Source organism: Nonomuraea sp. NPDC048901 (assembly GCF_040649695.1).
In the GTDB taxonomy this organism is placed as follows: Bacteria; Actinomycetota; Actinomycetes; order Streptosporangiales; family Streptosporangiaceae; genus Nonomuraea.
Genome location: NZ_JBEZFW010000022.1, coordinates 155,928 through 175,261 on the forward strand (window position 1 = coordinate 155,928; position 19,334 = coordinate 175,261).

General features: G+C 69.9%; 18 protein-coding genes and 2 pseudogenes. 7 read left to right on the forward strand and 13 right to left on the reverse strand.

What is annotated here, in order from left to right:
* Nucleotides 1–5: 5 nt before the first annotated feature.
* From AB0C30_RS48925 to AB0C30_RS48935, 3 genes are read left to right on the forward strand one after another with little or no spacing between them, the layout of a single operon-like run.
* Nucleotides 6–626: a GerMN domain-containing protein gene (locus AB0C30_RS48925; protein WP_357957353.1), complete on the forward strand. Its 621-nt coding sequence runs from the start codon at nt 6–8 to the stop codon at nt 624–626.
* The gene (locus AB0C30_RS48930; protein WP_357957355.1) at nt 623–1,309 is read left to right on the forward strand and encodes a response regulator transcription factor; all 687 of its coding nucleotides are present in this window, start codon (nt 623–625) and stop codon (nt 1,307–1,309) included. The genes AB0C30_RS48925 and AB0C30_RS48930 overlap by 4 nt, the downstream gene beginning before the upstream one ends.
* Nucleotides 1,306–2,742 (forward strand): HAMP domain-containing sensor histidine kinase, encoded by a 1,437-nt coding sequence (locus AB0C30_RS48935; RefSeq protein WP_357957356.1) that lies wholly within the window; start codon nt 1,306–1,308, stop codon nt 2,740–2,742. Before AB0C30_RS48930 ends, AB0C30_RS48935 begins: the two co-directional genes overlap by 4 nt.
* An 8-nt stretch (nt 2,743–2,750) precedes the next feature.
* Here the strand turns inward: AB0C30_RS48935 and AB0C30_RS48940 are convergent, their stop codons facing one another.
* From AB0C30_RS48940 to AB0C30_RS48970, 7 genes and pseudogenes are all read right to left on the reverse strand, one after another.
* Entirely contained in the window at nt 2,751–3,059 is a 309-nt protein-coding gene (locus AB0C30_RS48940) for an aldo/keto reductase (protein WP_357957358.1), read from the reverse strand.
* Complete coding sequence (locus tag AB0C30_RS48945; RefSeq protein WP_357957360.1) at nt 2,953–3,399, reverse strand: aldo/keto reductase; 447 nt, start codon at nt 3,397–3,399, stop codon at nt 2,953–2,955. Before AB0C30_RS48945 ends, AB0C30_RS48940 begins: the two co-directional genes overlap by 107 nt.
* Nucleotides 3,299–3,550 (reverse strand): aldo/keto reductase, encoded by a 252-nt coding sequence (locus AB0C30_RS48950; protein WP_357957362.1) that lies wholly within the window; start codon nt 3,548–3,550, stop codon nt 3,299–3,301. Before AB0C30_RS48950 ends, AB0C30_RS48945 begins: the two co-directional genes overlap by 101 nt.
* Before the next feature lie 602 nt (nt 3,551–4,152).
* Nucleotides 4,153–5,136 carry a hypothetical protein gene (locus AB0C30_RS48955; RefSeq protein WP_357957364.1) on the reverse strand — a complete coding sequence of 328 codons (984 nt, stop codon included), beginning with the start codon at nt 5,134–5,136 and terminating at the stop codon, nt 4,153–4,155.
* 39 nt (nt 5,137–5,175) lie between these two features.
* Nucleotides 5,176–5,656, reverse strand: a pseudogene (locus AB0C30_RS48960) (transposase); the annotation flags it as partial.
* A gap of 205 nt (nt 5,657–5,861) precedes the next feature.
* On the reverse strand, nt 5,862–7,070 hold the full coding sequence (locus AB0C30_RS48965; protein WP_357957366.1) for an acyl-CoA dehydrogenase family protein: 1,209 nt from the start codon (nt 7,068–7,070) through the stop codon (nt 5,862–5,864).
* 125 nt (nt 7,071–7,195) lie between these two features.
* Nucleotides 7,196–8,362, reverse strand: a complete 1,167-nt coding sequence (locus AB0C30_RS48970) for an MFS transporter (RefSeq protein ID WP_357957368.1) — start codon at nt 8,360–8,362, stop codon at nt 7,196–7,198.
* Between the two features lie 237 nt (nt 8,363–8,599).
* Here AB0C30_RS48970 and AB0C30_RS48975 point away from each other — a divergent pair, with 237 nt between their 5' ends.
* Nucleotides 8,600–9,175 carry a TetR family transcriptional regulator gene (locus AB0C30_RS48975; protein ID WP_357957369.1) on the forward strand — a complete coding sequence of 192 codons (576 nt, stop codon included), beginning with the start codon at nt 8,600–8,602 and terminating at the stop codon, nt 9,173–9,175.
* Nucleotides 9,176–9,350: 175 nt separating this feature from the next.
* Here the strand turns inward: AB0C30_RS48975 and AB0C30_RS48980 are convergent, their stop codons facing one another.
* The 4 genes from AB0C30_RS48980 to AB0C30_RS48995 all read right to left on the reverse strand — a co-directional run bounded on the left by AB0C30_RS48980 (nt 9,351) and on the right by AB0C30_RS48995 (nt 13,712).
* On the reverse strand, nt 9,351–11,570 hold the full coding sequence (locus AB0C30_RS48980) for a heavy metal translocating P-type ATPase (protein ID WP_357957371.1): 2,220 nt from the start codon (nt 11,568–11,570) through the stop codon (nt 9,351–9,353).
* A gap of 35 nt (nt 11,571–11,605) precedes the next feature.
* A complete protein-coding gene (locus tag AB0C30_RS48985) occupies nt 11,606–11,815 on the reverse strand; it encodes a cation transporter (protein WP_225297698.1) in 210 nt (69 codons plus the stop codon).
* 18 nt (nt 11,816–11,833) lie between these two features.
* Nucleotides 11,834–12,115, reverse strand: coding sequence for a metal-sensitive transcriptional regulator (locus tag AB0C30_RS48990; RefSeq protein WP_357957372.1), 282 nt, complete (start codon nt 12,113–12,115; stop codon nt 11,834–11,836).
* A 67-nt stretch (nt 12,116–12,182) separates the two neighbouring features.
* Entirely contained in the window at nt 12,183–13,712 is a 1,530-nt protein-coding gene (locus AB0C30_RS48995) for a hypothetical protein (RefSeq protein WP_357957374.1), read from the reverse strand.
* Between the two features lie 85 nt (nt 13,713–13,797).
* Between AB0C30_RS48995 and AB0C30_RS49000 the strand changes: the two genes are divergently transcribed.
* Both AB0C30_RS49000 and AB0C30_RS49005 read left to right on the forward strand, forming a co-directional pair.
* Nucleotides 13,798–14,937: a HAMP domain-containing sensor histidine kinase gene (locus AB0C30_RS49000; protein ID WP_357957376.1), complete on the forward strand. Its 1,140-nt coding sequence runs from the start codon at nt 13,798–13,800 to the stop codon at nt 14,935–14,937.
* Nucleotides 14,934–15,590 (forward strand): response regulator transcription factor, encoded by a 657-nt coding sequence (locus AB0C30_RS49005; protein WP_357957377.1) that lies wholly within the window; start codon nt 14,934–14,936, stop codon nt 15,588–15,590. The genes AB0C30_RS49000 and AB0C30_RS49005 overlap by 4 nt, the downstream gene beginning before the upstream one ends.
* Here AB0C30_RS49005 and AB0C30_RS49010 read toward each other — a convergent pair.
* A complete protein-coding gene (locus AB0C30_RS49010) occupies nt 15,587–17,026 on the reverse strand; it encodes a helix-turn-helix domain-containing protein (protein ID WP_357957384.1) in 1,440 nt (479 codons plus the stop codon). The genes AB0C30_RS49005 and AB0C30_RS49010 overlap by 4 nt on opposite strands.
* A 291-nt stretch (nt 17,027–17,317) precedes the next feature.
* Here AB0C30_RS49010 and aceA point away from each other — a divergent pair, with 291 nt between their 5' ends.
* Nucleotides 17,318–18,604 carry an isocitrate lyase gene (gene aceA / locus AB0C30_RS49015; RefSeq protein ID WP_357957379.1) on the forward strand — a complete coding sequence of 429 codons (1,287 nt, stop codon included), beginning with the start codon at nt 17,318–17,320 and terminating at the stop codon, nt 18,602–18,604.
* A gap of 634 nt (nt 18,605–19,238) precedes the next feature.
* On the opposite strand, the pseudogene AB0C30_RS49020 reads toward aceA, so the two are convergent.
* Nucleotides 19,239–19,334, reverse strand: a pseudogene (locus AB0C30_RS49020) (IS5/IS1182 family transposase); the annotation flags it as partial.

Here is a 19,334-nt window from a genome sequence, read left to right on the forward strand (position 1 = left end):
AGACCATGCCGAAGAACGAGAGCGAACACATGCCGGGAGTGCTCTGGCGGGTGGCCACTGTCATGCCGCGGGCGCTGTGCCGTGTGACGACCGGCCTGCCGGGGATACTGTGCCGCGTGGCGGCCGGCCTGATCGCGGCGGCGGCGCTGGCGGGCTGCGGGATCACCGACACCGGCGCGCTCCCCGCCGGTCAGCCGGCCCAAGGTGGCCTGACCGAGAACAGCAGCCGCCTGCTGCGGGTGTACTTCGTCACGCCCCAGGGCACCTGGCCGGTCTCCCGGCCGGCATCGGACGGAGACCGGTTGCGACAGGCCATGGACGCGCTGCTCGCCGGCCCCACAGCGGCCGAGCGGGCCCGAGGGCTGATCACGCGGCTGCCGTCGGTGACCCAGCCGATCCGGGCCAGGACGACCAAGGGCCGGGTGCAGCTGCATTTACCGTGGCTGGTGCGCGACCTGCGGCCGGTGGCGGTGAGCCAGCTGGTGTGTACGGCCGCCGCGTCCCCAGGGATCGGTGCCGACCCCGTCGTCGAGGTGTTCGAGCCCGGCATGGCGGGCGACCCGTGGCCGGTCAGGTGCGATGAGAGCGGGTCCGCCATCCCGGCCAAACAGGGAACCCCCTCGTGACCCGCGTACTGCTGATCGAAGACGACCCGGCCGTGCGCCGGGGCGTGAGCCTCGGCCTGCGCCACCGAGGCCACGAAACCCTGCTGGTCGCGACCGGCGAGGACGGGCTGGCCGAACTCATCGCGAGCGCTCCCGAGATCGTACTGCTCGACCTGATGCTCCCCGGCATGAGCGGCCTGGAGACATGCCGCCGCATCCGCGCCTTCAGCCAGGTGCCCATCGTGATCCTTTCCGCGCGCGACGATGACGTGGACGTCGTCGTCGGTCTGGAAGCCGGCGCGGACGACTACGTGATCAAGCCTGCCAGCAGCGAGGTCATCGAAGCCCGCATGCGCGCGGTGCTGCGCCGTACCACCCAGCCCGCCTCCCCCGGCCAGGCCGCCCGCACCATCCACGGCGACCTGCTCGTCGACCGGGTCGCCTTGCGCGTGCTCAAGCACGGCGCGCAACTCGCGCTGGCGCCGACGGAGCTGAAGCTGCTGCTGTTCCTGTCAGGCGCGCCCGAACAGACCTTCAGCCGCCAGCAACTCCTGGAGCTGGTGTGGGAACACAGCTTCCACGGCGACTACCGGCTGGTCGACGCGTGCGTGATGCGGTTGCGCGCCAAGATCGAGGACGACCCGCGCGACCCCCGCTACATCCAGACCGTGCGCGGCTTCGGCTACCGGTTCGGGCCGCTGTGATCCGCCCGCCCCTCGCCCGAGGTCTGCGAGCCCAGCTGGTCCTGGTGTTCCTGCTGGTCTCGGCGCTCAGCGCGCTGACCGCCGCCGCGTTCACCTTCCGCCAGGGCCGTACCGCGATCGTGGAGCGCGTCCAGGCCGACGCACTGCAGGAGCTCCGCGCCCACCTCACCGCCCGGGCGCCCGACCTGCCCGCCGACCCCGCCGAGGCGGACCTGCGTACGCTGGCGCTGCAACTGGACCGGGCGGCGGGCACGCGCGGCTGGCGCACCGCCCTGTCCTATCGCGGCGGCCCGCTCATCACCGCCGGGGCGCCGGCGCCGCCGCTGCCCGCGCAACTGCGTACCCAGGCGGCCTCGGCGACCACCGCGCTGGCCCAGCGCTTCCACCACGCCCAGACGCCCTGGCTGGCCGTTGCCCTTCCCGTGGTCGCCACCGCACGCCCGCACGATCCCCCGCCGATCACCGTCTTCGCCTCCTTCTCCCTGGCCTCCCAGCAGCAGGACGTGGACACCCTGGCGGCAGCCGCTCGCTCCGGAGCCCTGCCCGTCGCCCTGGCCTCCATCGTCCTCGCGCTGCTGGCCGCGCGCAGACTGCTGCGACCGGTCCGGCAACTGCGGACGGCCGCCGAGCGGATGGCGGGCGGCAGTCTGGACACCCGCGTGTACGTCACCGGCGACGACGAACTCGCCGACCTCGGCCGTACCTTCAACACCATGGCGGCCACGCTCCAGGCCGACGCGGCCGCGCTGCGCGCCATGGAGGCGCGGGCGCGCCGGTTCGCCGCCGATGTCTCTCACGAGTTGCGTACGCCGCTGGCGGCCATGGCCGCCGTGACGGAAGTCCTCGACGCCGACGCCGCCTCCGGCCGCCTCGCGCCGCTCACCGCCGAAGCGCTGCACCTGGTCTCCGACGAGACGCGCAAGCTCACCCGCCTGGTCGAGGACCTGATCGAGGTATCCCGCTTCGACGCCGGGGCCGCCGTACTGAACCTCGACGAGGTCGATCTGGGCGAGTTCATCGCCAAGACGCTCGCGTTGCGGCACTGGCGGGACCGGGTCCGCACCGATGTTCCCCCGGGGCTGCGCGCCCGCCTCGACCCGCGCCGCGTCGATGTCATCCTCGCCAACCTCGTGGGCAACGCGCTGCGGCACGGCGGCGCGGCGGTGTCAGTGCTTATTCAGGTGCGGGCCGATTTCGAGCAGATCATCATCGCCGTCTCCGACGACGGGCCCGGCATCCCCGCCGACCTTCTGCCCCACGTCTTCGACCGCTTCACCAAAGCCGACGCCGCCCGTACCCGAACCGACGGCAGCGGCCTGGGCCTGGCCATCGCCACCGAGAACGCGCGCCTGCACGGCGGCACCCTCACCGCGGCCAACGCGCCTCACGGCGGAGCCATCCTGACCCTCACCCTGCCTCGCGACCCGCCATGAGCCGTCGGTCACCAAGCGTATGCTTGCGGAGCTTCTCCTCCCGGGCCAGGCCAGATGGCGTCGAGTTCGCGGAGTGTCTCGTCCGGGAGGGAGATCTCGAGCGCGCGTTGGCCGCGGCCGAGCTGCTCCGTGGTCCGTGGTCCGACGATCGTGGCGGTGACGACAGGATTGGCCAGAAGCCAGGCCAGTGCTACGTCGGCGGGTTGCTCACTAAGGTTCGCGCAGAGCGCCTCGTAGCTTTCGATCTGTGACCGGTGCTGCTCGATCTGCCGCCGCATGCCCTCGCCGGCGCGGCGGCCTTCGCTCGCCTTCCGCAAGACGCCTCCGAGAAGACCACCGGCGAGCGGACTCCAGGGAATGAGTCCGACGCCGTAGTAGCGAATCCTCCCACGGAGTCGACCGGTCGACATGGTGCATCTGGTAGAGGTCGATGTGATCGGTCTGGAGCCGGCGCAGGCTTTCGTCACAAGCCCTGCGGATGTGGTACGCCGAGAGCCGCTGATCGTTGGGGCCGGTGTCCATCGGCTGATAGACCTTGGTCGCCAGCACGATGCGGTCACCCCGGCCGCCGCCCTGAGCGAGCCAGCGACCGATGATCTCCTCCAAGACGCCGTAGCCCTTCTCCATGTCCGGGGATTGGGAGGCCGCCGTACACATCCGCCGTGTCGAAGAAGTTGATCCCCATGTCCACGGCCCGGTCCATGATCTTGAAGGCGGTGGGCTCATCGGTGGTCATGCCGAAGTTCATCGTGCCCAGGCCGAGCCGGCTGACCCGTAGGCCAGAACGGCCGAGATGCCGATAATCCATGTCGATCCTCCTTGACAGTGCTGGCCGGCCACCCCGACGGATCCGCCGGTCCGGGGCGCTGGCCGGTCGCGCTGCGCTTCAGCCGAGAGTGGCGGTGTCGAGCGGTAGCGGACGTCGGAGGCCAGGACTCGCTCGTAGGCCTCGTTGACCCGGTCGGCGGAGATCACCTCGACCTCGCTCCGATACCGTGCTCGGCGCAGAAGTCGAGCATCTCCTGGGTCAGGGCGATGCCACCGATCATCGAACCGGTGAGGACGCGCCGGGCGCTGCCGAGGAGGAACCTGTTGACGGTCAGCGGCCTAGGGGCGGCGCCGACGCGGACCAGGGCGCCGTCGACGGTCAGCAGGCTCAGGTAGGCGTTGATGTCGACGTCGGCGCTGACGGTGTTGATGATGAGGTCGAACCGGCCGCAGCGGGGCGTAGGTGGTGATGCCCGCGCAGAGCAACGGCTCGGCGGCGGCCGGGTCGAGGCTCTCGGGGACGGACAGGACGTAGTCGGCGTCCAGAGTCAGTTCGTACAGGATGAACCAGACGCCGGTCGGGGCGGTGGGCCTGGAGGGTGATCGATGGTTCAGCCGGTCGAGCACGCGTGTGCTTGATCGTCAGTCCCGGTTTTGAGACACCCGGACTCGGGGCCGGCGCAGCGGTCGCGGGTCCACGGTAAGCCGGTCCCGGGCGGTGACCCATTCCGGGTCTGCCTCGCCGGGCACGGGCGTCAGCATGTCGGGTTCTTGGGATCCGGTGACGGCCAAGTGCCCGGCCATGCCGTACGGGAGCCGCTCGACCTGCCAGCCCGGCCACGCTGCACGGAGCTGAGCCAGCAACCGGGACGGCACGAACTTACCGGTCCAGTATCGCAGCTCGCGACGTGCGAGATCGACCACCGCGCCTGAGAGGACGTTATCCTCCAGTGGCACAGGGAACGGATCCACTGTCCACAGCGAGTCGATGAGGTGCTGTCCGTGCACCAGCCAGGGTAGAAGAGTGTCCGTTCGTTCCCACGTACAGTCGATCCGGTAGTCGCGTACGGTGTAGTCCGTTCCGACGACGCTGATCAGGTGGTCTCCCTGCAGGTACCAGTCCGCGCTGGACTCATCGTGCAGTACCTCCAGCTCGAACCGGTCGGCGTCGAAGGTAACGAACCATCCCTTTCGGCTAGCAATCGGGACTCCCTCCAGCGGCGGGATGACCACGTCGTACGGCCAGACCAGGCGCTCGGCTTCGGGAACGACCTCCACCAACTCCTCGCGGCCGCCCCAAGCCAGTCCGGCGTCCCAGCCAGCCCACACCGGCGCGGTCCGCACCTCACGGTCGATCGCCTCGTTGCCGGGCACCGATGTGCGACACGGATAACACCGGTATCGACGGGTCGGGATGTTCAAGGCGACGCCGCCACAGCAAGCTTCGTTGAAGTAGCCCGGCGTCACGTTCTCCACCTGAATGCCGTCGCGGCGGATCGACGTGACGACCTCGGCCAACGCGCTGCTGTCGGTAATCTGCCAAACACCCCACTTCTGGACCGCATACCAGCACGTGCCGTCAGCGTCATGCAGCAGATATCCGGTCCAGCAGCCCATCTCATCCAAGCTACATCATCGGGCTAGAGGTCGCAGGATTGATGATCTTCAGGGGCGCCGTGTGGGCCGATTGTCCCAGCGGTGGGTGGTCCACGCCCGGCGGATCAGGCTACGTAGGGTGATGATGGCGTCGGCGAGGTCGAAGAAGGCGTCAATGACGTTCTCACGACGTTCGTAGCAACGCTGCAGCCGGTTGAAGGCGTTATGCCAGGCGTTGGTGCGCTCTACATGCCAGCGTTGACCGGCTTGGATCGGGGCCTTGTCGCCTTTGTGGGCGATCTCGCCGGTCATTTCGCGTGCGGTGAGTTCGTCGCGGGTTTTCGCTGAGTCGTAGCCGGCGTCCAGATGCACAATGATGTTCTCAGGCAGCGGGCCAAGGTCATCAAGCTTGTCCAAGGATAGAGGCCAGAAGCGGTGAATCATGCCGGTTGGCCCCGGCGAGCACGCGGCCGAGCGGGATCCCCTGCCCATCGACCAGCAAGGAGCGTTTCATGCCCTGTTTTCCTCGATCAACGGGGCTGCGACCTGCGACTGGCCATAGATAGATGGGGAACTCGCTCTGGGTTCAAGCGGGGAGTCTCCGCCGCCACGCTTACCAAAGGTGCCAACTTACGTTTGTCGTTATGTCGTTGACCCCCGACGCACACGAGCCGGTACTGCTCGACATCTTCGGCGTGGCCCACCGTGTACCGGCATCCGCCGCACACCACGCGGTCGGTTGAACTGCCCAACGCTTACCGCACCGGCAATCCAGTGACGGCGCGGCCGATGATCAACCGCTGAATCTCGGACGTACCCTCAAAAATGGTGTAAATCTTGGCATCCCGGTGGAAGCGTTCCACCGGATGTTCCCGCGTATACCCCGCCCCGCCCAGGATCTGGATCGCCTGCTCCGTCACCCACACCGCCGTCTCCCCCGCCACCAGTTTCGACATCGAGCCCTCCGCCTGCCCGAACTGCCGGCCCATCCGGGCCATCCAGGCCGCGCGCCAGGTGAGCAGGCGGGCCGTGTCCACGCGGGTCGCCATGTCGGCGAGGAGGAAGGCGATCGCCTGGTTCTCGCCGATCTTGCGGCCGAACTGCTCGCGTTCCCGCGCGTAGTCCCTGGCGTACTCGAAGGCGGCCCTGGCGATGCCGACGGCCATCGCGGCCACCGACGGGCGGGTGGTCTCGAAGGTACGCATCGCCGCCTGCTCGCCGGCGCGTCCGCCGTTGCGGACGCGGGCGAGGCGGGCGTCGAGTTTGTCCTTGCCGCCGAGGAGGCAGGAGCCGGGGACGCGGACGTCTTCCAGGACGACCTCGGCGGTGTGGGAGGCGCGGATGCCGTGTTTGCGGAACTTCTGCCCCATCGACAGGCCGGGGGTGCCGGGTGGGATGACGAAGGTGGCCTGGCCTCGGGTGCCCAGCGACGGTTCGACAGAGGCGACGACCACGTGGACGTTGGCGATGCCGCCATTGGTGGCCCAGGTCTTGACGCCGTTCAGGATCCAGTCGCCGCCGGAGTACACCGCACGGGTACGGATCGAGCCGACGTCAGAGCCCGCGTCCGGTTCGGAGGCGCAGAAGGCGCCCAGCTTGACGTCGTTCTCCGTGCCGAACATCTGCGGGAGCCACTCCCCCATCTGCTCCGGCGTGCCGTTCGCGGACAGGGCGGCGGCGGCCAGGCCGGTGCCGACGATGGACAGGCCGATGCCCGCGTCGCCCCAGAAGATCTCCTCGAACGCCACCGGCAGCGCCAGGCCGCTCTCCTCGAACCACTGGGTGGCGAAGAAGTCGAGCGAGTACAGGCCGATCTTGGCGGCCTCCTGGATGACGGGCCAGGGGGTCTCTTCGCGTTCGTCCCACTCCGCGCCTGCTGGGCGGATCACGTCGCGGGCGAACGTATGCACCCAGTCCCGCACCTCGGCGACATCGTCGCCTAACTCCGGACAGAAGCCGCCCATGCTGTTACTCCCTGAAAAATCCCGTTAAAGGCACCAGGCCATGCTCACGGTACGGCCACACACGGCCAGCCGTTACCACTGGTAACACCCTACCGGCCAGTAGCCCATCACCGGAAGCCCGCTCGTCAGCGGCCGCGGGACAGGGTCGAGGCCAGTACGGCCGCGGCGGCCAAGGCCATCGCGATCGCCAGGCCGTACATGAGCGGGCCGAACCCGCCGAACGCGGCGGCCACCTGCGGGCCGACGCTGCCCCCGACGGCCAGGGCGAAGGAGAACAGCGCCAGCGCCGTGCCACGCGCTCGTCCCGCCCGCGCGGAGACCGCTTCGTTGAGGCTCGGCAGGCCACCGGTGATCGAGGCGACATAGACGGCGAGCAGGCACACCAGCCCGAGTGCGGCGGCGGCCGTCCAGCCGATGACGGCCAGCGCGACGGCTCCCGCGAACAGCAGCGCCACGGCCCGCGTGGTCGCTGAGATCCGGCCCAGCCAGGGCATGAGCAGCGGTACGAGCACGATCGAGGGCAGGCCACCGGCGCGCAGGAGGAGCAGTTCGCTCGGAGATGTCATGCCGTAGATCTGCAATCCCGTATAGACGGCCACGAAGCCGACCATCAGCACGATCGTCGCGACGTACCGCAGCACCAACACCCGATCGAACAGCAACCCCGGCACCGACCGGTACACCGACAACAGCGACCCCGACCCCTCCCGCGGCAGGTCGGGCAGCATCACGGCGCGCAGCCCTAGCGCGGCCAGCACGAACCCGGCCGCCGACAGCCCGAACAGCCCCCGCCAACCGAGCACGCCCACCAGCAGTTGGGCGGCGACCTGCAGAAGTACGGCCGAGGCGAGGAACGCGCCGGTCACCGCGGCGATCGCCACGACCCTGCGCCTGGGCTCGACCCGCTCGGCCAGGTACGCCATGCCCGCCGGCGGGAACATCGCCACGGCCACCCCTTGCAGCGCCCGCAGCACGAAGGCCGCCTCCGGCGAAGGACTCAACGCCACCAGCGCGGTGGTGACGGCGGCCAGCGGCAGTCCCAGCAGGAGCAACCGCCTGCGCCCGAACCGGTCGGACAACGGACCGAACACCAGGAAGCCAACGCCATATCCGATGCCGAAGGCGGTGACCAACCAGGTCAAGGCGCCGGTGGACGCGCCCCAACCGGCCGCCATGTCGTGCAGGAGCGGGATCACGACGTACAGCTGGCCGCTGACCAGCACCGCGGTGAGCACGAAGGCCACCATCGTCCGCCCGAACCGCGCGACAGCCGGGGCGGGTTCGGCTCGCACGCGCTCACGAGCGATGACAGTCGAAAGGGAACCCGCAGCGTCGCGGGGGACCGACGTCGGCGCGGCTCGATCGCATGCGACCGGCGCCGGACGTGGGCTTGGGCGGGCGGCGCTCCGGCCGCGGATCACACGAGGAAAGGAGATAGCCATGGCCGGGACGGTAGCCAACCAACTAGTTGGATGTCAACCAAACAGTTGGATTGCAACCAACCAGTTGGTCATGGCAAGATGGACACCATGGCACCCAAGGTCTCGACCGCCGCCACCCGAGCCGCCCTGCTGGAGGCCGCGCGGGGGGAGTTCGCCGCGTACGGCGTCGCGGGCGCCCGCGTGGATCGCATCGCCGAGCGCGCGGGCGTCAACAAGGAGCGCATCTACGGCCATTTCGGCAGCAAGGAGAAGCTGTTCGACGCCGTCATCACCGAGGCGCTCGACGATCTGACCGCGCAGATCGCGCTGCCGGGCGCCGATCCGGGCGACTATGTGGCCAAGCTGACCGACTACTACCACGATCACCCCGACCTGGTGCGCCTGCTGATGTGGGAGGCGCTCAACTACCGCGGCCAGGACCTGCTGCCCGGCCAGGAGGCCCGCGTCGAGCGCTGCGCGCGCAAGACGGCCTCGCTCGCCGAGGGCCGGGGTGAGGAGCCGGACGCGGCGACGGCGCGCAGGTTGTTCCTGCTGACGGGGCTGGCGTTGTTCCAGTCGATGATGCCGCAGCTGGCGCGCATCATCCTGGGTGAGGACGCCGACTCCCCCGCTGGCCGCCGCGCCCTCCGCGACCAGGCCGCCGCCCTGGCCGCGCGCCCTTAAGGACCATTTCTCTTGTACGGCAAGCCCGGGAAGCCCCATCCGCCGACCAGGGCTGAGGGCCTCCAGGAATACGGCCGCTGAGCCCGCACAGGGCCGGGCGCCGCAACAAGACGGCGAAAAACCCCGCTAAGCCACGACGAACCGGAAGCAAACCCCCGGCCACTTCCGATCTTCGTTACCTGAAGCGCCGCAGCCGCAGACTGTTGCTCACCACGAAGACGCTCGAGAACGCCATCGCCGCACCCGCGATCATCGGGTTGAGCAGCCCGAGCGCCGCCAGCGGCAGGGCGGCCACGTTGTAGGCGAACGCCCAGAACAGGTTCATCTTGATCGTGCCGAGCGTCCTGCGGGACAGGCGCAGGGCGTCGGCCGCCACGCGCAGGTCGCCGCGGACCAGCGTCAGGTCGGCGGCCTCGATGGCCGCGTCGGTGCCGGTGCCCATGGCCAGCCCGAGATCGGCCTGGGCCAGCGCGGCGGCGTCGTTGACCCCGTCGCCGACCATGGCCACGACCTTGCCCTCGGCCTGCAACCGCTTGACCACGTCGACCTTGTCGGCGGGCAGCACCTCGGCGATCACCTCGTCGATGCCGACCTCGTCCGCGACCGACCCGGCCACCGCCCCGTTGTCGCCGGTCAGCAGCACCGGGGTCAGGCCCAGCCCGCGCAGCTGCCCGATGGCCTCCCGGCTGGTCGGCTTGACCACGTCGGCCACCACGAGCACCGCCCGGGCCTGACCGTCCCAGCCCACCGCCACCGCCGTACGGCCCGCCGCCTGCTCTTCGGCCGACCGGCGGGCCAGGTCCGCGGGCAGCTGCTGGGACCGCTCGGCCAGCAGCTTCGGGCGGCCGACCAGCACCGCGTGCCCGTCGACGGTGCCCCGCACGCCGAGCCCCTCGATGTTGGCGAAGTCCTCGACCGTGGCGTCGGATCCGGCCGCCCGCGCGATGGCCTGGGCGATCGGGTGCTCGGAGGCGTGTTCGAGCGCGCCGGCCAGCCGCAGGACCTGCTCGCGGTCCTCGCCGTCGGCCAGGTGCACGCCGGTGAGCGTCATCCTGCCTTCGGTGACCGTGCCGGTCTTGTCCAGCACGATCGTGTCGATCGCGCGGGTCGACTCCAGCACCTCGGGTCCCTTGATCAGGATGCCGAGCTGCGCGCCCCGGCCGGTGCCGACCAGCAGCGCGGTCGGTGTGGCCAGGCCGAGCGCGCACGGGCAGGCGATGATGAGGACGGCCACGGCCGCGGTGAACGCCGCTCCCGCCCCGCCGCCGGTGCCGAGCCAGAAGCCCAGGGTGGCGACCGCGAGGCCGATCACGATCGGCACGAAGATGCCGGAGACGCGGTCGGCCAGCCGCTGGACCCGCGCCTTGCCGGTCTGCGCCGCCTCCACCAGCTTGGCCATCTGGGCGAGCCGGGTGTCGGCACCGACCCTCGTCGCGCGGACCACGAGACGGCCGCCCGCGTTGACGGTGGCGCCGGTGACCGCGTCGCCGGGCCGCACCTCCACGGGGATGGACTCGCCGGTCAGCATCGAGGCGTCGACGGCCGAGGAACCCTCCTCGATCACGCCGTCGGTGGCGATCTTCTCGCCCGGCCGTACGACGAAGGTGTCGCCCACCTCGAGCCGGTCGGCGGGAACGCGGGTCTCGACGCCGTCGCGCAGCACCGAGACCTCCTTGGCGCCCAGCTCCATCAGCGCCCGCAGGGCGGCTCCGGCGCGGCGCTTCGAACGCGCCTCGAAGTAGCGGCCGGCCAGGATGAACGCCGTCACCCCGGCCGCCGCCTCCAGGTAGATGTTCCCGGAGCCGTCGGTGCGCTGGATCGTGAACTCGAACGGGTGCGTCATGCCGGGCGTGCCCGCCGTACCGAAGAACAGCGCCCACAGCGACCAGCCGAGCGCGGCCAGCGTGCCGACCGAGACGAGCGTGTCCATCGTCGCCGCGCCGTGCCGTAGGTTGGTCCAGGCGGCCTGGTGGAAGGGCCGGCCCGCGTAGATCACCACCGGCGCGGCCAGGGTCAGCGACAACCACTGCCAGTTCGTGAACTGCAGCGCCGGGATCATCGCCATCGCGATCACCGGCACCGACAGCACGACCGAGGTGATCAGCCGGTCGCGCAGCGGACGCAGCTCGTCGTCCGGCCCGTGCTCCTCCCCCGCCACGACGGCGGGCGGGGCGGGCAGCGCGGCGCTGTAGCCCGCCTTCTCCACCTCGCTGATCAGCACCCGCGGGTCGATGCCCTCGGGGAAGGTGACCTTCGCCTTCTCCGTCGCGTAGTTGACCGTGGCGGTCACGCCGTCGAGCTTGTTGAGCTTGCGCTCGATCCGATTGGCGCAGGACGCGCAGGTCATGCCGCCGATCGAGAGCTCGACGGCGTTGCCGTCGGCGAGGGAGGTCATCACCACCCCTTTCTCGCGTCAGTGATCGCCGTGCGTCACTGGTTCGCCACTTCGTAGCCGGCCTCCTTGACGGCGGCGACGATCTTCGCCTCGTCGATCAGGCCCTCGCTGTCCACGGTCAGCAGTCCGCTGGCCAGGTCCACCTCCACGGAGGTGACTCCGGCGACCTCGCCGACCTCTTCCTTGACCGAGCTCACGCAGTGGCCGCAGGTCATGCCCTTGACGGTGTAGGTGGCAGTGCTCATATCGATCAACCTTCCAGGTCAGGAACGAACAAGTCGGGCGATGGCGTCACTGGCCTCTTTGACCTTGGCCTGGGCCTCGGGACCGCCCTGGAGGGTGGCTTCGGCGACGCAGTGACTCAGGTGCTCTTCGAGCAGGGACAGGGCGAACGACTGCAAGGCGCTGGTGGCCGCCGAGACCTGCGTGAGGATGTCGATGCAGTATTTGTCGTCCTCGACCATCCGCTGCAGGCCACGCACCTGGCCTTCGACCCGGCGCAACCGCCGCTGGTGGTCCTGCTTGTTGTCGGTGTAGCCGGCCATTCGCCGCTCCTCTCCCGCACTCTGTCGCTCACATTACTATACCCCCCTACCCTATGCGCGCCGGACGCTATCGCCAGTTCGCGGATGGGCCGGCCGGGGTACGCTTCGCGGCCGGCCACAGCACCGCCAGCGTGTACGCGCACAGCACGGCGAAGCCGGCCCATCCGGGCAGCGGGTAGTATCCGGCGGACGGCGCGTAGTGCGCGGTCACCTGCGGATACTCCACCGCCGTCTGCTGGACGGCGAAGCCCGCGGCCGGGGTGAGCCGCAGCAGCCATTGCGCCACGGTGTCGGGCAGCAGCGGCAGCGCGGCCACCGTGTAGGGCACGGCGACGAGCGCCAGCGCGAGCAGGATCGCCGCCCAGCCGCGCCGCAGCAGGACCCCGAGCCCGTACGCCAGCACACCGCACAGCGCGAGCACCGCCGCGAGGCCGATGACGACCCGGGCGCCGGTCACCGGTGACAGCGGCTGCAGGTTGACGCCCTTACCGGTCAGGATCGCCAAGCCGAGCGTCACCGCCACGCCGACGGCGACCAGACCGGCCACGAAGATCGCGCCGCCGGCCACCACGGCCCGTGCGGCCAGGGCCGGGCGGGAGGCCGGCGTGCCGGACCGGGCGCCGAACCGGGCGGCCACGACCAGGACGATGATCAGTGCGATCACCAGGCCGAACAGCGCGGTCGTGACGGTCATGCCGCCCTCGCTCGGGCCGATGTCGCCGGTCCCGCTCACGGTGATGACGCCGTCCTTCTCGACCGCGCCGGAGGCGGTGTGGTACTTCTCCCAGTCGGTGTGGTTCATCTCGCCGACGGACTCGCTGCGCCACTTTCCGCCGGACGCGCCCGCCGCGTTCTCGCCGCCGGCCGCGTCCGCCGCGTTCTTGCCGTCGGCCGCGCCCCTCACGTCGACATGGTCGAAGACCCCGGTGGCCTGCGTGAACCGGACCTCCTCGATGGCACCGCCGAGTCCGACCTCCCGTAACGTGAGGTCACCGGGTGAGGCGGCGAACAGGCCGGCCTGCACCGTCTCCGGCAGGCCCGCCAGGCGTACCGTCCCGACCGTCTGCCAACTCCGGCCGTCGGCGGACTCCGCGCCGGTGACGGTGTCCCCGGACCGCGCCAGCCGCAGCCAGCGCGGGGATCCTGGTGACAGGCCGCCCGAGCTCCCGGCGATGTCCTGCCGGTAGTCGGCCTGCATCCGCACGCCGTGGTGGCCGGTCATCATGAGCGCCGCGTACGAGGAGCCCCGCCGGACGCCGTCCTTGATGATGATCCCGGCCTTGGCCCACGGCACCAGGCCGGAGACGATCTGGTCGTGGTTCGGCGGGGGGTAGGTGATCGTGCCGGTCATCGAGGTCATCCGTACGGTGATGACGCCGTTCGGGCCGAGGTCGCGGTGGTGGAACCAGAACTGGTCGTTGACGATCGAGCCGTCCGCGGCGGTCGGAGCGACCGGGCAGGGATCGCCGCAGTCGACCGTGGAGGTGAAGACCAGGCCGATGGCGATCACGATGAGGGCCGCCACCGCCAGGGCGATCAGGCGGCCGGGACGGCGGAAGGCCGTCCATTCCTGGTGGAGCAGTTGAGTGCTCAGCATGCGCTCGTTCTATGGGCGCGGGCCTAACATCACCCGAACCGGGCCTGTCATACCGTTGTTAGGTCCGTTCGGGCATGCTGGGGGCGTGATCAGGCTGCGTAAGGGCACGGTGGGGGCCCGGTTCACGATCTTGTACGCCGGGGTGTTCCTGCTGTCCGGCATCGTGCTGCTGGCCCTGACCTTCGTGTTGTCCGACACCGAGGTCGCCTCCGTGGGACCGCCCCCGCCGGGCGGCGACGGCATGACCGGGGCGCAGCGGCACATTCTCCAGTTGCAGCGGCAACTGGGCGACGCGGAGGCGAACCAGTCCCGGCAGCTGCTGGTCGGCTCCCTGCTCGCGCTGGTGGTGATGGCGATCGTGTCCCTGCTGGTCGGCCGGGCGCTGGCCCGCCGGGTGCTGCGCCCGCTGCGGCTGATCACCGCGGCGACCCGGCACATCTCCGCCGACAACCTGGACCGGCGGCTGGCCGTCAGCGGCCCGGCCGATGAGGTGAAGGACCTCGCCGACACCATCGACGGCCTGCTGGAACGGCTGGAGGCGTCGTTCGCCGCCCAGCGCCGGTTCGTCGCCAACGCCTCGCACGAGCTGCGGACCCCGCTGGCGACCATGCGGGCCTCGCTGGACGTCGCGGTCGCCAAGCCCGGCGTGCCGGCGCAGACGCTCGTCGTGGGGGATCGGCTGCGTACCCAGCTGGACCAGGTGGATCAGCTGCTCGACGGCTTCCTGGTGCTGGCGCGGGCCCAGCACGGCGCCCTGGCCGAGGCCGCCGGCGTCGACCTGGACGATCTGGTCACGCGGGCGCTGTGCGACCATTCCGCCGGGATCGCGGCGAAACGGCTGACCGTGACCACACAACTGCGGGCGGCGGGCACCCGGGGCGATCCCGCGCTGCTCTCCCGGATGGTGCAGAACGTGATCGACAACGCCGTGGCGTACAACGAGGAGGACGGCTGGATCCACGCCGAGACCGTCCGAGAGGGCGCCGAGGTCCGGTTCGTCGTGCAGACCGGCGGACGCGTCCTCGCCCAGGGGGACGTGGATCGGCTCGCGCGGCCCTTCGAACGGCTCGGCGCCGACCGCACCGGCTCCGAGAACGGCTCCGGCCTCGGATTGTCCATCGTGGCGGCGATCACGGCGGCGCACGGCGGACGGCTCGACCTGCTCGCCCGGCCGCAGGGCGGCCTGGGGGTCTCGATCGCGCTGCCGGCCGGGGCGACGGCATGAGGATCATGGTGGTCGAGGACGCGCGGCCGCTCGCCGAGGTCGTCGCCGAAGGGCTGCGCGATCAGGGGATGGCGGTCGACATCACCTACGACGGGCTGAGCGCCGCCGCCAAGCTGGAGCTCACGGAGTACGACGTCGTGGTTCTGGACCGCGACCTGCCCGGCCTGCACGGCGACACGCTGTGCCAGATGATCAGCGAGCGGCCGGACCGCCCGATGGTGCTGATGCTGACCGCGGCCGGGGCGCCCGGCGACCGGGTCAGCGGTCTGACCCTGGGCGCCGACGACTACCTCGCCAAGCCGTTCCACTTCCCGGAGCTGGTCCTGCGCGTCCAGGCGCTGGCCCGCCGCAGGCCGGACGCGCGCCCGCGGACCCTACGCGCCGCCGGGATCGAGCTGGACCCGATCCACCGGACCGCCGTGCGCGACGGGAGGCAGCTGAACCTTTCGGTGAAGGAGTTCGCCCTGCTGCAGGCGTTGCTGCGGGCGAGTCCCGGCTTCCTCAGCGCCGAGGAGCTGCTGGAGCGGGTCTGGGACGAGAACGCCGACCCGTTCACCAACACTGTGACCGTGACCATCGGCCGGCTGCGCCGCAAGCTCGGCGAACCACCGGTCATCACCACCACCCCCGGCGTGGGCTATCGGCTCGCCTAGATCGCTGCGGCGTGCCGTTCCAGGAAGGTGTAGACGTCGGCCTCGTCCACTCCCGGGAACGACCCCGGCGGCAGGGCGGCCAGGACGTGCGAGTTGGCGCGGGCCGAAGGCCAGGCGTAGCCCTCCCAGCGTTCGGCCAGCTCGGTGGGCGGGCGGCGGCAGCAGTCGCCGTTGGGGCAGTTGGATTTGGTGCGATTGGTGGTCTCCCTGCCCCGGAACCACCGCGACTCCCTGAACGGCACCCCGAGCGTGATCGCGAAGTCCCGCTCCCGCGACGGGTCCACGTGCGCGACGCAGAAATAGGTGCCGGTGGGCGAGTCCGAGTACTGGTAGAACACCGAGAACCGGTCCGGCGAGGAGAACACCTGGCGGCCCGACCACTGCAGGCACATCCGCTGCCCCTCGATCGCCCCCTGCTCGTCGGCGGGGAAGACGATCCCGTCGTTCTCGTACGCCTTGTAGATCGTGCCGCCCGCGTCGTTGCGGACGAAGTGGCAGACCAGATCGAGGTGGTGGGTGGCCAGGTTCGTGAAGCGGTGCGCGGCCATCTCATAGGACACCGCGAACACATCACGCAGGTCCTCCACCGACAGCGCCCGGTCCGATTTGGCCTCCTGCAGGTAGAGGGCCGCGGCCTTCTCCGGTACGAGTACGGCGGCGGCGAAGTAGTTGGCCTCGGTGCGCTGGCGCAGGAAATCGGCGAAGTCGCGCGGCTTGCCGTGGCCGAGCGCGAGGTGGCCGAGGGTCTGCAGCAGGATGGTCCGAGGGGTGTGCATGCCGAGTTGCTCGTGCTTGACGTAGATGCGGCGGTTGCGGAGGTCGGTGATGGAGCGTACGGATCTGGGGAGGTCCTGAGCTGTGTGCACCGTGAAGCCGAAATGGGTGACGAGGCCCTGGACCGTGCTCTGGGACAGGGCGCCGGTGCGGTAGCCGACCGAGGTCAGCGCCTCGGCGGCGGCCTTCTCGATCTCGGGGAAGTAGTTGCCGACCTCGCGCTGGCGGCGTCTCAGCTCGGCGTTCGCGACCCTGGCCTCTTCCGGGGTGGCGGTGCCCCGCGCCTGCCTGGCGCGCAGCTCTCCGTACAGGCCGAGGAGGTGTTCGAGCACATCGTTCGGCACGCGCGCGGAGACCTTGAGGCGGGGCAGGCCGAGGCTCGCGTAGATCGGGTCGCGCTGGGCCTCTTCCAGGGCGATCTCGAGCTGGGCGCGGCGGTTGGGCGGCTGACGGCGCAGCAGCTCCTCGACGGGGACGCCCAGCGCGGCGGCCAGCGACTTGAGCAACGTGAGCTTCGGTTCGCGCTTGCCGTTCTCGAGCAGCGACAGCTGGCTGGGCGCCCTGCTGACCCGCGCCCCCAGGTCGGAGAGGGTCAGGCCACGCTGTTTGCGCAGGTGACGAAGGCGTTGCCCAAACGCGATGAGATCAAGCTCCTGCGTCAAAGACAGCGGTTCTTCGCCTAGCAAGGACGCCATGCGAGCATCTTAGACAGAAATTCCGGCCATTTTCTAGACATCGGAGGTCGGAGTGCCGGGGGTGTCGCAGCCTCCTGGAGCCCCTTCACATTGGTCTAGTCCATATGGAAAACTTGCCTTTTATTCTCCGCTGAACAACGGCCAAACCTTCATATTTCGCGAAATTTGCTGCTTCTTCTACTCGAAGGAGGCTATTTTGCCACGTCGGCCCGGGCACAGACTCGGCACAGGCCCCAGGGGACGACAAAGGAGTGAAAAATGAACGATCGCCTCAAGGGAGCTGCTGAGCAGCTGCAGGACGAATGGGACAACGACCATCGCTGGGCGGGCGTCGAACGGACCTACAGCGCCGAGGATGTGATCAAGCTTCGCGGGAGCGTCCAGGAGGAGCACACGCTGGCCCGGCTCGGCGCCGAGCGGTTGTGGGGCCTCCTGCACACCGAGGACTACGTGCACGCGCTCGGCGCGCTCACCGGAAACCAGGCGGTGCAGCAGGTGAAGGCCGGACTTCAGGCCATCTACCTGTCCGGCTGGCAGGTCGCGGCCGACGCGAACCTGGGCGGCCACACCTACCCCGACCAGAGCCTGTATCCGGCGAACTCCGTGCCCGCCGTCGTGCGCCGGATCAACAACGCGTTGCTGCGTGCCGACCAGATCACCTGGTCGGAGGGCCTCCAGGACGCCCCGCACTGGCTGGCGCCGATCGTGGCGGACGCCGAGGCGGGGTTCGGCGGCGTGCTCAACGCCTTCGAGCTCATGAAGGGCATGATCGCCGCGGGTGCGGCGGGCGTGCACTGGGAGGACCAGCTCGCCTCCGAGAAGAAGTGCGGCCACCTGGGCGGCAAGGTGCTGATCCCGACCGGCCAGCACATCAAGACGCTGAACGCCGCCCGCCTGGCCGCCGACGTGGCCGGTGTCCCGACTCTGATCATCGCGCGGACCGACGCCCAGGCCGCGACGCTCCTGACCAGTGACGTGGACCCCCGCGACCAGGCCTTCGCCACCGGCGAGCGGACCGCCGAGGGCTTCTACCGGGTCCGCAACGGCGTCCAGGCGTGCATCGCGCGCGGCCTGGCCTACTCACCGCACTCCGACCTGCTCTGGATGGAGACCGGTACGCCCGACCTCGACGTGGCCCGCGAGTTCGCCGAGGCGATCAAGGCCGAGTACCCGGACCAGATGCTGGCCTACAACTGCTCACCGTCGTTCAACTGGAAGAAGCACCTGGACGACTCCACGATCGCCAAGTTCCAGCGGGAGCTGGGGCACATGGGGTACAAGTTCCAGTTCATCACGCTGGCCGGGTTCCACTCGCTGAACTACTCGATGTTCAACCTGGCTCAGGGGTACGCCTCGGACGGCATGACGGCGTACGTGGACCTGCAAGAGGCGGAGTTCGCGGCCGAGTCGCGCGGCTACACCGCCACCCGCCACCAGCGCGAGGTCGGCACCGGCTACTTCGACCTCGTCAGCACCGCCATCGCCCCCGACTCCTCGACGACCGCGCTGCGCGGCTCCACGGAGGAAGAGCAGTTCGCCCACTAGTTTCCCAATCTCGCCGGCCACCTCCAGGGCATGGGATGGTTCCCCCGGCGATGGGCCGCGCCAGTCTCCCCCCGGCCTGGCGCGGCCCACTTTCGTGCGCACCATCCGCTCTGGAACCGGACGAACCGGAGCACCAGAAGATCCGCATGATCACCTCTTGCCAGGCGCGGTCTTGGTATCGGTTGGTGATCGACCGCTATGTCGAGCAACTGGGGCGGCTGCGGCGTCGTGGTCGGCGGCACCGACCTGAGCTCGCCGTTCCGGTGGGCGCGTGAGCAGCGGATGGCGGTGGATGGGGTGGTTCTGTTCACTGCTGGCGGCGCGCCTAGCCCGAGTCCGCGCGGCCAACAGCTCAGGCTGAGCTCTCAACCGAGACATGAGGACGCCCGATGGCTGCCGAGGAGCCTCCGAACGGCTGCACAGACGCTTCCACTCGCAACGCTTAGGACTTGCAGAGAATTAACACGCTGAGTTGATCTTGTGTGGGGTGGCGTCGGTGCTGGTGGCGTAGGCGCTGAGGTCGGCTGCGGTGTAGAGGCGTTGGCGGGCGGAGTTGTACACGCCGAGCGCCGTCAGCACGGCGAGGATCGCGTTGACGATCTCGGTCGCAGTGAGCCCTTTTCATCCTGAGTAGCCGGCCTTCTTCTACGAGCTGCAGCACGAGGTTCGCCTGCACGAGCGCGGTCGTGCGATGCGGACAACAGCGCAGCCTGGTGAGCACCTTCCAGGA

Excerpts from the sequence above, each read along its gene's own strand:
- AB0C30_RS48925 (WP_357957353.1), top strand. The coding sequence starts at position 6 with ATGCCGAAGAACGAGAGCGAACACATGCCGGGAGTGCTCTGGCGGGTG.
- aceA (WP_357957379.1), top strand. The coding sequence starts at position 17,318 with ATGAACGATCGCCTCAAGGGAGCTGCTGAGCAGCTGCAGGACGAATGG.
- AB0C30_RS48965 (WP_357957366.1), bottom strand. The coding sequence starts at position 7,070 with ATGGGCGGCTTCTGTCCGGAGTTAGGCGACGATGTCGCCGAGGTGCGG.
- AB0C30_RS48950 (WP_357957362.1), bottom strand. The coding sequence starts at position 3,550 with ATGGATTATCGGCATCTCGGCCGTTCTGGCCTACGGGTCAGCCGGCTC.
- AB0C30_RS48980 (WP_357957371.1), bottom strand. The coding sequence starts at position 11,570 with ATGACCTCCCTCGCCGACGGCAACGCCGTCGAGCTCTCGATCGGCGGC.
- AB0C30_RS48995 (WP_357957374.1), bottom strand. The coding sequence starts at position 13,712 with ATGCTGAGCACTCAACTGCTCCACCAGGAATGGACGGCCTTCCGCCGT.
- AB0C30_RS48945 (WP_357957360.1), bottom strand. The coding sequence starts at position 3,399 with ATGTGTACGGCGGCCTCCCAATCCCCGGACATGGAGAAGGGCTACGGC.
- AB0C30_RS48975 (WP_357957369.1), top strand. The coding sequence starts at position 8,600 with ATGGCACCCAAGGTCTCGACCGCCGCCACCCGAGCCGCCCTGCTGGAG.
- AB0C30_RS48990 (WP_357957372.1), bottom strand. The coding sequence starts at position 12,115 with ATGGCCGGCTACACCGACAACAAGCAGGACCACCAGCGGCGGTTGCGC.
- AB0C30_RS49005 (WP_357957377.1), top strand. The coding sequence starts at position 14,934 with ATGAGGATCATGGTGGTCGAGGACGCGCGGCCGCTCGCCGAGGTCGTC.
- AB0C30_RS48985 (WP_225297698.1), bottom strand. The coding sequence starts at position 11,815 with ATGAGCACTGCCACCTACACCGTCAAGGGCATGACCTGCGGCCACTGC.